General features: G+C 66.2%; 10 protein-coding genes. 6 read left to right on the plus strand and 4 right to left on the minus strand.

The genetic code is table 11. From position 1 onward, the window contains the following. Positions 1 to 690, minus strand: a complete 690-nt coding sequence (locus HMPREF2990_RS11815; RefSeq protein ID WP_070764794.1) for a DUF3027 domain-containing protein — start codon at positions 688 to 690, stop codon at positions 1 to 3. A gap of 57 nt (positions 691 to 747) precedes the next feature. On the opposite strand from HMPREF2990_RS11815, the gene HMPREF2990_RS11820 reads away from it, so the two are divergent. Both HMPREF2990_RS11820 and HMPREF2990_RS11825 read left to right on the plus strand, forming a co-directional pair. Continuing rightward, on the plus strand, positions 748 to 1554 hold the full coding sequence (locus HMPREF2990_RS11820) for a glutaminyl-peptide cyclotransferase (RefSeq protein WP_070764816.1): 807 nt from the start codon (positions 748 to 750) through the stop codon (positions 1552 to 1554). Between the two features lie 24 nt (positions 1555 to 1578). After that, positions 1579 to 2082 (plus strand): DUF2771 domain-containing protein, encoded by a 504-nt coding sequence (locus HMPREF2990_RS11825; protein WP_070764795.1) that lies wholly within the window; start codon positions 1579 to 1581, stop codon positions 2080 to 2082. Here HMPREF2990_RS11825 and HMPREF2990_RS11830 read toward each other — a convergent pair. Beyond that, a complete protein-coding gene (locus HMPREF2990_RS11830) occupies positions 2079 to 2462 on the minus strand; it encodes a cold-shock protein (RefSeq protein WP_070764796.1) in 384 nt (127 codons plus the stop codon). The two genes, HMPREF2990_RS11825 and HMPREF2990_RS11830, sit on opposite strands and share 4 nt — an antisense overlap. Positions 2463 to 2761: 299 nt before the next feature. Here HMPREF2990_RS11830 and HMPREF2990_RS11835 point away from each other — a divergent pair, with 299 nt between their 5' ends. Further along, positions 2762 to 3436 (plus strand): resuscitation-promoting factor Rpf1 domain-containing protein, encoded by a 675-nt coding sequence (locus tag HMPREF2990_RS11835; protein ID WP_070764797.1) that lies wholly within the window; start codon positions 2762 to 2764, stop codon positions 3434 to 3436. Between the two features lie 174 nt (positions 3437 to 3610). On the opposite strand, the gene HMPREF2990_RS11840 is transcribed toward HMPREF2990_RS11835, so the two are convergent. Next, positions 3611 to 3805: a hypothetical protein gene (locus HMPREF2990_RS11840; RefSeq protein ID WP_038589042.1), complete on the minus strand. Its 195-nt coding sequence runs from the start codon at positions 3803 to 3805 to the stop codon at positions 3611 to 3613. A gap of 56 nt (positions 3806 to 3861) precedes the next feature. Here HMPREF2990_RS11840 and HMPREF2990_RS11845 point away from each other — a divergent pair, with 56 nt between their 5' ends. Next, on the plus strand, positions 3862 to 5898 hold the full coding sequence (locus HMPREF2990_RS11845; RefSeq protein ID WP_070764799.1) for a helicase-associated domain-containing protein: 2037 nt from the start codon (positions 3862 to 3864) through the stop codon (positions 5896 to 5898). Here HMPREF2990_RS11845 and HMPREF2990_RS11850 read toward each other — a convergent pair. Continuing rightward, a complete protein-coding gene (locus HMPREF2990_RS11850) occupies positions 5895 to 8723 on the minus strand; it encodes an FAD-binding and (Fe-S)-binding domain-containing protein (RefSeq protein WP_070764800.1) in 2829 nt (942 codons plus the stop codon). The two genes, HMPREF2990_RS11845 and HMPREF2990_RS11850, sit on opposite strands and share 4 nt — an antisense overlap. Before the next feature lie 61 nt (positions 8724 to 8784). Between HMPREF2990_RS11850 and HMPREF2990_RS11855 the strand changes: the two genes are divergently transcribed. Together HMPREF2990_RS11855 and HMPREF2990_RS11860 are read left to right on the plus strand one after the other, a co-directional pair. Next, entirely contained in the window at positions 8785 to 10425 is a 1641-nt protein-coding gene (locus HMPREF2990_RS11855; RefSeq protein WP_070764801.1) for a DNA repair helicase XPB, read from the plus strand. A gap of 11 nt (positions 10426 to 10436) precedes the next feature. Then, positions 10437 to 11081 (plus strand): DUF3239 domain-containing protein, encoded by a 645-nt coding sequence (locus tag HMPREF2990_RS11860; protein WP_070764802.1) that lies wholly within the window; start codon positions 10437 to 10439, stop codon positions 11079 to 11081. Positions 11082 to 11548 lie beyond the last annotated feature (467 nt).

Below are 11548 nucleotides of genomic sequence, written 5' to 3' on the forward strand. Positions count from 1 at the left end.
TTAGATCAGATCCACGGTGGTGTCGGCGTGCGCGCCGCAGCCGTAGGAGGAGGCCACCACGCGCCCGTCGGCGGAGTACTCGTTGGTGCACACGCCGAAGTTTTCGCCGATCGGCTCCCCCATAGGCACGTAGAAGGCACAGGTGCGGCAGTGCAGGGTCGCCTTTTCGGCGAACTCGCTGTTGGGCCCGAACTCGCCGGTGCGCCAGCGCTTCTCTGCTTCCGACAGGCCCTGCTCGGTGAGGTAGTGCTTGGTCTCGCGGCCCGGGAAGACGATGGCGTGGCGGGAGAAGGAGTCTGCGGTGATGCGGTTGTCATCCGGGGCGGGCTCGAGGATGTCGCCGGGGCCAAGATCGCCGGGGCGCAGCCGCTCCGAGTAGGGCACCCAATCGGGGGCTTCGAGTGCGCCGGCCGCGGGCATCAGCGCGACCTCGTTGACGGTCACCCAGGTCGAGCCGGTGGCGCAGGCGATCACGGCGTTCCACTCCCAGCCGTCGTAGCCGGGGACGCTGGCTTCGAAGCGGTGGGTGGCCACGTTTTGGCTCAGTCCTCCGACGCCGATGTGCTCCCCGATCTCATCGGGCGCGGCGATCTCCTCGAGCGCGGCGCGCGCCGTGGCGATGGCGACATCGCTCAGCAGTGGGGAACGCTTCTTGGACCGGTTGCGGGATCGTTTTCTGGATTGAGACACGCCCCCATTATGCGCGAGAGTCTCACGATGGTGCGACGGTGGTGCATCATGGGTGCCATGCATCAGTTCTCTTTCCCCGTTTCTGCCACCGGCGCGCTTGCGGTCTGCGCCCTCGCGCTTGGCGGCTGCGAGAGTGTCGAGCCGGGGGCGTCGGCAGGTGGCGTCGAGAAGCTGCGCGCCGTGGTGCAGGAGCGCTATCCCTTCGACGCCGACAGCTTTACCCAGGGGCTCGAGGTGGCCCCGGACGGCACGCTGCTGGTGGGCACCGGACAGGAGGGGCAGTCGCGTCTGTATCGACGCACGCTTGAGAACGCCGATGCCGAGCTGGCCTCCGTGGACTTGGATCCGCAGTTCTTCGGCGAGGGCATCACCCAGGTCGGCGACAGTGTGTGGCAGCTGACCTGGCAGGACGGCGTCGCAATGCGGCGAGACGCGGACACGCTGGAAGAGACTGACCGCGCCACCTACGACGGCGAGGGCTGGGGGCTGTGCGCGCGCCAAGACGAGCTGATCTTCTCCGACGGCTCGGCCGAGCTGCGTCGCCTCGACCCGGAGACCTTTGCGGAGCGCGAGCGCTTTACCGTCACCGCCGACGGCGCGCCGGTGGCGGGGCTCAACGAGTTGGAGTGCGTGGGTGATGCGGTCTACGCCAACGTCTTTACCACCACCGATATCGTGCGCATCGACGCCGCCACGGGCGAGGTCACCGCGCTTATCGACGCCTCCGCGCTCCCCAACAACGCCGAAGACGATCCCAACAACGTTCTCAACGGCATCGCGCACCTCCCAGAGACCGACGAGTTCCTCCTCACCGGCAAGCGCTGGCCGGACATGTACCGCGTCACCTTCGAGCCCGCCGAGTAGCGGCGCTGGTTTACACTAACCACTATGGCTAAACCGGGTGCGAGTTCATGGGGAAAGCAGATCGCCGTCATTGCGGTGGGGGTGATCGTGCTGGTTGCAGGCATTTACGCCTTCTTGGAGTGGCAGCGCACCAGCCCCTCGACCCCGGTGCGCGACATCCGCGTTGCAGTGGCCGCGGGCGAGACCACAGAGGAGCTCGCGCCGTACACCGTCTGCCCGTTAGACGAGCAGTGCGACGGCGGTGACCCGCCGACGATCGACGCGGGCGACGCGAAGGAGCTGACTATTACGGTGCCGGAGGAGATCTCCAGCTCCGGGTGGCGCCTGCTCGCTATTTACGACGACCCCGCGGCCAACGACGAGCGCGTCTTCCAATCCCACGAGACCACCGAGCACACCATCGACGCCGTGACCGACTCTGGCGCGCGCCTGGTCGTCGCCGAGGTCTCCGCCCTAGAGATAGATAAAGGCGAGGACGGGGAAGAGATCCCCGTCCTCGCCACGTGGTCGGTCGCACTTAACGGTTAAGCATCAAGCTCGCGGGCGACAGCGCGCAGAATTTCTGCGACCTGGCGCGCCTCCTTGCGCTCCGGGTAGCGGCCCTGCGTGAGCGCCGGCTGCACCTGCGTCTCAATCATCGTCATGACGTCGGCGAGCATGCTGCCCAGCTGCTCCGGCTTGCGACGGTGCACCGGACGGCGCTTCGGGCTATCGAGGACCTTGACGCGCAGCGCCTGCGGGCCTTTGCGGCCGGCCGCGAAGTCGAATTCGACGCGCTGGCCCGGGACGAGCTCTTCTACACCGTCGGGGAGGACGGACTTGCCGATGAAGACGTCCTCTTCACCCGGGTTGGATGCGAAGCCGAAGCCCTTCTCGGCGTCGAACCACTTCACCTTTCCAATAGGCATATTGCATCTTCCTTTACTTTTCTCGTGCCCACCTCGGGGCATTACCTTCACAATAACGAAAGAGGTGATGGTACCTTCCCTCCTCCCCTCCGCCACAGCCACACGGAACGTGACGCAGATCACGTTATCTTTTTGTAACGCGCTGACCAGCGTCGTTAAGCGGTTGCTCCCCCACAGCTCACCCCGGACGGTCACAAACCGTGCCCATAACGTGACTCAATCGTTATAAACCGCTAGGCTGACCCGCAACATAAACCGACAGCACTGCAAAGGCAGTACCGAGAGAGGATTTTTCGATCATGGGACGCCACTCCAAGCAGACCACTTCCCCGGCCAAGAAGGCCCTTGCGGGCACCGCAGCAGCGGCTGCCCTCACCGGCGTCGGCGCGCTGGCCCCGCACGCATCTGCCGCCCCGGACTCCGACTGGGACCGTCTCGCAGGCTGCGAGGCCGGCGGCGACTGGCACATCAACACCGGCAACGGCTACTACGGCGGCCTGCAGTTCAGCTACGGCACCTGGCAGGCATACGGCGGCACTGAGTTCGCCCCGACCGCCGACCAGGCTACCCGCGAGCAGCAGATCATCGTGGCAGAGCGCACCCTGGCACAGCAGGGCTGGGGCGCATGGCCGGCCTGCTCCGCAAGCCTCGGCCTGAACTCCGCGCCGACCAACCGCGACGCGCAGGCTGCGCAGGCAGCCCCGGCTCCGGCACCCGCGCCTGCCCCGGCACAGGCGGCCGCCCCGGCCGCACAGCAGGACACCACGCTCGCCGTGGACCAGCTGTACAAGCAAATCGTGTCGAACCTGAACAACGCCGGCATCGGCGTCCCGGCACAGGTGCACACCACCTACGCCGCGAACCGCCACGACTACAACGCCTTCTACAAGGCAAACCAGCCGCTGTTCGACGCTGTCCTCAACGGCAACATCAACGGCATCATCGCCCAGGTGCAGGCACAGGCACTGCGCTAAACCAAAGACTGTATTTCAGCGCCGCGGCGCACGCGAGTTCCACGCGTGGTCGCGGCGCTTTTTACTGCGCGCATGAAAAAGTGCCTCCCCTTTACCCGGGGAGGCACTTTTTCAGGAATGCAAAACCCGCCTGCCAGCGCGCAATCACGCCGCAGGCGGTACGAGCAACCCTTTTTAGCGGTTGATGCGCGTGGTGGTGTGCACGTAGCCGGTTTCCTCAGCCGGCATCGGCAGAACCAGGTCGTCGCCGAAGGGGCTGGAAGCGCCCGCCAGCTTCGAAGAAAGCTCCGTCACAGGGTGACCATTACCGTGGGTGTGCTCGGGCCACGCCGGGTTTGCGCGGCCGATCTTCTGTACATCTTTAGCCATGCCACTCATTCTTGCATGTCCGCGTACAAAACGCACGTAAACTACAAATTTGCACCATGACTGACTTCGCCAACGCACTTGCACAGCTCACCCCCGACTCCCTGCGCCGCCTCATCGCCGCGCGCCCAGACGCGTTCTTCCCGCCTCCGCCCTCGCTGGCGTCGCTCGCCACCAGGCTGACGCAGTCCGCCTCCACCGCACGGGCGCTGCGCACGCTGAACGCCGCAGAGCTCGCCGCGCTGCAATCGCTTGTCGACGCCGGCGCGGAACTCACCCCCGCCACCCCCGCAGAAGACATCACCGCCCTCACCGACGCCGCGCTCGTCTACCCCGCGGGCAACGAGGGTGACGTACGCGTCGCCCCCGGCGCGGTCGCCCCACTGCCTCCAGCCTGGCGCGTGGCCGACCGCATTCCCGCTGGCCTGGAAGAGAAGCTCGCCGCCCTCGACGAGCGCCAGCGCAAGGTCCTCGAATCCCTGGCCGCGGGCGGCGGCATCGGAGTCTCCAAGGCCGCGGCACCGGACGCGGATCCCACAACCCCAGCCGCGCGCCTTCTGAGCGCAGGCCTTATCGAGCGTTACAACGAGCACTCCGTGCGCCTGCCCGAACCGGTACTTTTGGCCCTCCGTGGCCGCACCCCGCGCGAGCACCCGCTCACCCCGCCCCCGGCACAGGAAGTGGACCAGGCGAAGGTCGACGCCGACGCCACCGCCGCTGGGCTCGAAGCGGTGCGCCAGATGCGCCAACTACTTACTTTCCTCATGCGCTCCCCCGTCGCCTTAAACAAGGACGGCTCCGTGGGCGTACGCGCACTCGCCACGCTGGAGAAAGCCCTCGGCTTCGACACCCGACTGCTCATCACCGTGGGCCACGCTGCGGGCCTTCTCGGCTGCGGCCCGGTCGACGAGCAGGACTGCCTCGCCGCCACCAAGGACGCGCTCTCCTGGTGCGACGCCACGATCGCCGACCAGTGGGCGATCCTGCTCGCGGGCTGGCTCGCCTCCCCCTGGCGACTCGACACCGCCAAACTGCTGCATTCCGAATCCCGCGAACCCGACCTACGCCGCGCTAAAGAGATGGTGGTCCGCCACAGCGGCGACCCGCAGCAGCTCCTCTTCTACGCCCCACTCGACGCCGCGGGCCTGCGCCCAGAGCGCATCACCGCCCTCTGTGGTGAGGCCCGCACCTTCGGCGCGCTCGCGCCCACCCCGTCCACGCCCCTGCTCGCCCTGCTTGAGCGCGAAGACGTCGCCGCCGCGACCCGCGAGCTCGTCCCCGCCGAGATCGACACCGTCATCGCCCAGGCGGACCTGACCATCCTCGCGCCCGGCCCCCTGCCACCTGCGATGGCAGCGGTCCTCGAGTCCTTCGCCGAGCTCGAGTCCCCCGGCCTGGCCAGCGTGTGGCGCGTCAGCGACGCCTCGGTGCGCCGCGCCTTCGACGCCGGCCGCACCGCCGAGGAGCTCAAGACCTGGCTCGAGGCGCACACTCTGGGCGAGGTGCCCCAATCTTTGAGCTTTTTGCTTGACGACGTCGCGCGCACCCACGGTGCCATCCGCGCCGGCCACGCGATGAGCTACCTCCGCAGCGCCGACCCGGCACTCATCGCCACCGCCGCCCAGCACACTCCACTGCAGGTACTCGCCCCAACCGTGGCCGTCTCCGATCTGCCCCTGCCCAAACTGTTAAGAGCACTGCGCGAGGCAGGCCTGCAGCCAGCCGCCGAAGACGCAGACGGCGCCACGCTCGACATCGCCCCCGAACCCGCACTCGTCCGCCCGACACCTGCAGCGCTGCCCAAAACGCAGCGCGTGGGCGAAGAGCTCACAGAGCAATTAGTCGCCCGGCTCCTCGCACACGAAGAAGGCGCGTCAAACGCTACTGCGGCCCAGTCCCCCACCGAGACCCTCCAGGCCGCGGCAAGGGCCCGCAGGCACGTCCGCGTCACCTACTTCGACAGCGCAGGCGAGAAACAAACGCTCACCGCGCTGCCGCTCTCGGTCCGCGCGGGCCGAGCCGATCTCCTCAACGAGTCAACGGATGCGGTCGTGCGCCTGCCCATCCCCCGCGTTGCCGAGGTTGAGCTGGCTTAGCGGCTCACCTGCTCCAACAGCTCAAGCACGTGCTGGTAGGGTTCGCCGGTCGCGCTGGTCAGCCCCAGCTCGCAGGTGCGGTTGGACGACGCGTGGTACTTCGCACCCAGCTGCTTGGCCTCCGCAGCTTCTCGCTTTGTTGCCGACGCCGTGAGCTCCGGGTGCAGCATGCCGCGGTCGCCCGCATACCCGCAGCAGTTCCAGTCCTTCGGTACGTTGACCTGCTCCACCGCGGCCTCGGCCACCTTGACCAGCTGCGGGAAGATCCCCAGGTGGGTCGAGGAGCACGTGGGGTGCAGCGTCACCGACTCCAGCTTGCGGTCCACCGCCAGCTTGTCCAGGACGTGTGCTTCCACGAACGCGATCGCGTCGATGACCGTGATGCCAACTTTCTCCGCCATCTCCGCAAAACCCTGGGTACACGATGAGGCGTCGACGATGACGGGGAGGCGGCCACCGTCGGTAGCCTCCATGAGCAGCGCCTGGGCGCGTTGCTCCATTACCTCGTGGCCCTGCGTCATGCCTTTCGACGTCCACGGGGTGCCACAGCACAGCGAGTCAATCCCCTCCGGCACGAGCAGCGCCAGCCCGGCGCGCTCCACCAGGCGCGCGAACGCCTCGGAGGCACCGACTCCGTCTGCCTGCGGGCCGAACATGGAGTTCACGCACGCCGGGACGAATACGCCGACCGGGGCGGCGAACTTGCTGCCGACGCGCTCGCCGAAAGCCTTCGAGCGCGTGCGTCCACCCTTCGAAAGCTCGGGGCGGTACTGCGGCACCGTGTCCTCGCCCACCAGCGCACGCGCGACGTCGGTGACCTTCTGCACCAAACCGGTGGGCAGGTAGTGCGCGCCGGTGAGCGCGACAGACGCCACCTTGTTCGCGGGTGCCCACGCCTTCGCGGCTGCAGCCCAGCCCGCGTTTTCCACCTTGGTTGCTTCTTCGCGGCGCAGCGACTTTACAAACTTGCCGGTGTCAATCCCGACCGGGCATGCGGTCACGCACATCGAGTCCGCCGCACAAGTGTCGATGCCCTGGTACTCGTAGGCTTTATCCAGTTCGCGGACGGTGTCCATATCGCCGTCGAGAAGCGCCTGAGCGCGGGCGCGGCGCACGACGATGCGCTGGCGCGGCGTCATGGTGAGATCGCGCGAGGGGCACACCGGCTCGCAGTAGCCGCACTCCACACAACTGTCGATTGCTTCTTCAACCGTGGCGGAAAGCTTCATGTTGTGCAGGTGCTCCTCTGGATCATCGGTGATGATCACGCCTGGATTCATCGTGTTGTGCGGGTCGCAGGCGCGCTTGAGCTCAACCATCACGTCGTACAGCTCGTCGCCGTACTGGCGGCGCACGAACGGCGCCATGACGCGGCCCGTGCCGTGCTCCGCCTTCAGGTTGCCGTCGGCACCGAGGATGAGATCCACCAGCGCGTCGTTGAAGCCGTTGTAGCGGGTGAGGTTCTCCTCGCCCTCGAAGCGGTCGGTGATGAGGAAGTGGATGTTGCCGTCCTTGGCGTGACCGAAAATCACCGCGTCGTCATACCCGTACTGCGCGAACATGTCCTGCAGACCGGAGCAAGTATCGGCCAGGTCGCCGACGGGCACCACCACGTCCTCCAGCAGCGCGGTCGTGCCGGAAGGGCGGGCCTCCGCCACCTGGGCGTAGAGCCCCTTGCGGAAAGCCCAGGCCTTTGCCGCCGCGGAGGCGTCGGTGGAGAACTGCGCGGGATTCTGCAGGTCCAGACTCCGCAGGATCTCCGCGCCCGCCTGCTCGCGAGCGTAGAGCTCCTCCTCGTCATCCGCGTGGTATTCAATCAGCAGCGCAGCCTGGCCATCCACCTCAAAGCCGGTAATCTCCTCCGGAACAGATGCGAAGCTGCGGCCGACCTCGATCGAGTGCGAGTCCATCAGCTCCAGCGTCGCAGCCTTGGAAGCAAACAGGTCTGGCAGGCTGCGGGTCGCCGCGTCGATGCTCTTGAACACCGCGACCGAGGTGGTCTTCACCTTCGGCACCGGCACGGTGCGCAGCACTGCCTCGGCGATGAACGCCAGCGTGCCCTCCGAGCCGATGAGCAGGTGCTCGAAGACCTTTACCGGCTCATCAAAGTCCAAGAACGCGTTGACGCCGTAGCCCATGGTGTTTTTCAGCGCGAAGTGGCGCTCGATCTTCGCCACCGACTCCGGGTTCTCCCGCACGCGCTTCTGCAGCCGCAGCAGCGTCTCAAACAGCTCCGGCTCCTGTGCCTTGAACTGCTGGTTCGCGTCCGCGTCCGCGGTGTTGATCACCGTGCCGCTCGGCAGCACAAAGGTCATCGACTCCAGCGTTTGGTAGGTGTTGAACTCGGTACCGCAGGCCATGCCGGCCGAGTTATTCGCAATCACGCCGCCCATCGTCGCCGCGCTTTCCGACGCCGGATCCGGTCCCAACTTCTTCCCGTACAGCGCCAGACGCGCGTTGACGGAGCGCACCGTCGCACCGGGCTGCACCCGGACACGGTTGCCGCGGTCGAGGACTTCGACGTCGCGGAAGTGCTTGCGTACGTCGACAAGCAAGCCGCTGCCCCCGCCCTGACCCGACAGGGAGGTCCCGCCTGAGCGCAGCACCACCGGCGTGCCGGAGGCGCGGCCGGCGCGGAAAACGGCGGCGACGTCATGCGCGTTGCGCGCCTCGATCACCGCATCCGGGGTGTAGAGGAAGTGCGAGGCGTCGTGGGCGTACTTGATGCGGTCCACCAGCGAGGTGTGAACGGTCGAATCGGTACCAAGTTCGCGGTGGAGGGTGTCGGTAACGCGCGCATCGGGCGCGGAGATCGTGGCAGTCATAGGTACCACTTTAGGGCTAGACTACTTCCAGCACACGAGTTCTGGGAAAGAAAGGAGCCCCATGCCCCTCGGCGACGGCCCCCTCATCGTCCAATCGGACAACACCGTCCTTTTAGAGGTTGCACACCCGGACGCGCCGAAGGCCCGCGCCGCGCTTGCCCCCTTCGCGGAGCTCGAGCGCGCGCCCGAGCACATCCACACCTACCGCATCACTCCGCTCGCGCTGTGGAACGCGCGTGCCGCGGGCTTCGACGCCGAGCAGGCCGTCGACACGCTCGAGCGCTACTCCCGCTTCCCCGTCCCCCAGCCGCTGCTCATCAGCGTCGCAGAAACCATGGCCCGCTACGGCCGCCTCAAGCTCGTGCAACACCCCGCCCATGGCCTCATCCTGGAGGCGGATGAGGCCGCACTGCTCACTGAGGTCACCCGCAGTAAAAAGATTCGTCCACTCATTGGCTCGCTTATCGACGCCACCTCCGTCCCCGTCCACCCGTCTGCCCGCGGCCAGATCAAACAGGAACTGACCAAACTCGGGTGGCCCGTCGAGGACCTCGCCGGTTACGTCGACGGCGAGCACCACCCGATCCAGCTCGACCAGGACGGCTGGCAGCTCCGCGACTACCAGCAGTACGCCACCGAGTCCTTCTGGGAGGGCGGCTCCGGTGTGGTGGTGCTGCCCTGCGGCGCAGGCAAGACGATCGTGGGCGCGGCGTCCATGGCGCAGGCGCAGACGACCACGCTCATCCTGGTGACCAACACCGTCGCCGGCCGCCAGTGGCGCGACGAGCTGCTGCGCCGCACCACGCTCACCGCTAACGAAATCGGCGAGTACTCCGGTGAGAAGAAGGAGATCCGTCCCGTCACCATCGCGACCTACCAAGTCGTCACCCGCAAGACGAAGGGCGAATACCGCGCCCTCGAGCTTTTCGACTCCCGCGACTGGGGCCTGATCATCTACGACGAGGTCCACCTCCTGCCCGCCCCCGTCTTCCGCATGGCCGCCGACTTGCAGTCGCGCCGCCGCCTGGGCCTGACCGCGACGCTTGTACGCGAGGACGGCCGCGAGGACGACGTCTTCTCGCTCATCGGCCCCAAGCGTTACGACGCCCCGTGGAAGGAACTCGAGATGGCCGGCTACATCGCCACCGCCGAGTGCGTCGAGGTCCGCACCACCCTGAGCGAGGAAGAACGCCTCACCTACGCCACCGCCGAGACCCGAGAGCGCTACCGGCTCGCCGCCTGCTCACGCGGCAAACTCCGGGCCGTCGAGACGCTGCTCGCACAGCACGCAGGCCAGCAGACGCTCATCATCGGCGCCTACGTGGACCAACTCGAGGAGATCGCAGCACACACCGGTGCACCGCTCATCCACGGCAAGACGAGCACGAAAAAGCGGGAAGAGGCCTTCCAGGCATTTCGCGAGGGCCGAATCTCCACGCTGGTGGTGTCCAAGGTGGCCAACTTCTCTATCGACCTGCCCGAAGCTGCCGTGGCAATCCAGGTCTCAGGCACCTTCGGCTCCCGCCAGGAAGAGGCGCAGCGCTTAGGCCGCCTGCTGCGCCCGAAGCACGACGGGGCCGAGGCAGTCTTCTACACCATCGTCGCCCGCGACACGCTCGACGCCGAATACGCCGTCCACCGCCAGCGCTTCCTCGCCGAACAGGGTTACGCCTACCGACTCGTCGACGCCGCCGACCTATAGACTTGTCAGCCATGAACACGTTTCATTTCGAGGTTGATGAAGACTACGCCAAGCAGCACAACGAGCTACTCCAAGACACAAAGAGCATGGTGATCTCCGGCATCACCATCTTCGTCCTCTGCGTGTTAGGCGGCATCGCCTCGTGGATCTTCATCAGCCCCACCTCGCCGTGGCGCCTCCTCGCATCCGTGGGCTTGATCCTCTTCGGCGTGATGATGCTCATCGTGGCGCTTCTCTTGCCCAAGTCGGTGGGCAAGACCCAAGCGCTTTACGACGCCCACCCCCTCGCCCCCGCAATCATCACTGAAAACGCCGGCACGACCCTCACACTCACCGCTCTGGTGGACAAGAACGCCGCTGAGCAGGGTCCGGCCCGCTGGGCGATTACCTCCCGCGTGGTCAAGCGCATCCCGAACACCCACGACACCGTCGGCACCAAGGTCCCCGTCGTTGCCGTAGGAGGACAGCGCACCTCCCGCGACAAGAACACGTGGCAAGTCATCACACCGATGCCAATCGCCTGGGCCACCCCGGACACCCAGGTCATCTCCCGCGCCCGCGCCGAGATCCCCCAGGATCAGTGGCAGCGCCTGGAGAAGGCGCGCAAGGATGCCGAGCTTGTGGCTTCGGCTAAGAACTCTCTAGTTGCCTTGTAAACGCGTTTTCTATCTCACGCCCGGTTCCTTTCTATCTATTGGAACCGGGCGCTTGTGTATCTAAGGATCCGAAAAAGGTACGTATGCTGTGCTGTTGCTGCGGATGAATAGAGATCCGTGAATCCTTTTACGTGGTGTTTTTGGCGACCTGGGACAACAGGGGTGCGGTGTCGGGGTTGATGCGGGATCTTTCACGGTTGGCTGCGGTGTGTGACTGCTCCCGTAACGTGTAAAAGGCGCTAGCACCATTTGGGCCTTTCCCCATCAGCAAACCCCCTGGTCGCGTGAGCACGGAGGCACTATATGGAGCTAGCTCCGCTTGGCATCGGCGCGGTGGCAAAACGCCTGGTCGAGTGTAACCGAGTGCTCTATATGGAGCTAGCTCCGTTTGGCACCGAAGCACCCGCATTTTCCCTGGTCGCGTGTAACTGTGTCCTCTAAAAAGAGCTAGCTCCGTTTGGCCCCAC

Origin of the sequence: Corynebacterium sp. HMSC071B10 (assembly GCF_001814825.1) — a bacterium.
Classification (GTDB): Bacteria; Actinomycetota; Actinomycetes; order Mycobacteriales; family Mycobacteriaceae; genus Corynebacterium.

Coding starts and splice junctions, on each gene's coding strand:
- HMPREF2990_RS11820 (WP_070764816.1), top strand. CDS start 748: ATGCATCAGTTCTCTTTCCCCGTTTCTGCCACCGGCGCGCTTGCGGTC.
- HMPREF2990_RS11825 (WP_070764795.1), top strand. CDS start 1,579: ATGGCTAAACCGGGTGCGAGTTCATGGGGAAAGCAGATCGCCGTCATT.
- HMPREF2990_RS11830 (WP_070764796.1), bottom strand. CDS start 2,462: ATGCCTATTGGAAAGGTGAAGTGGTTCGACGCCGAGAAGGGCTTCGGC.
- HMPREF2990_RS11835 (WP_070764797.1), top strand. CDS start 2,762: ATGGGACGCCACTCCAAGCAGACCACTTCCCCGGCCAAGAAGGCCCTT.
- HMPREF2990_RS11840 (WP_038589042.1), bottom strand. CDS start 3,805: ATGGCTAAAGATGTACAGAAGATCGGCCGCGCAAACCCGGCGTGGCCC.
- HMPREF2990_RS11845 (WP_070764799.1), top strand. CDS start 3,862: ATGACTGACTTCGCCAACGCACTTGCACAGCTCACCCCCGACTCCCTG.
- HMPREF2990_RS11850 (WP_070764800.1), bottom strand. CDS start 8,723: ATGACTGCCACGATCTCCGCGCCCGATGCGCGCGTTACCGACACCCTC.
- HMPREF2990_RS11855 (WP_070764801.1), top strand. CDS start 8,785: ATGCCCCTCGGCGACGGCCCCCTCATCGTCCAATCGGACAACACCGTC.
- HMPREF2990_RS11860 (WP_070764802.1), top strand. CDS start 10,437: ATGAACACGTTTCATTTCGAGGTTGATGAAGACTACGCCAAGCAGCAC.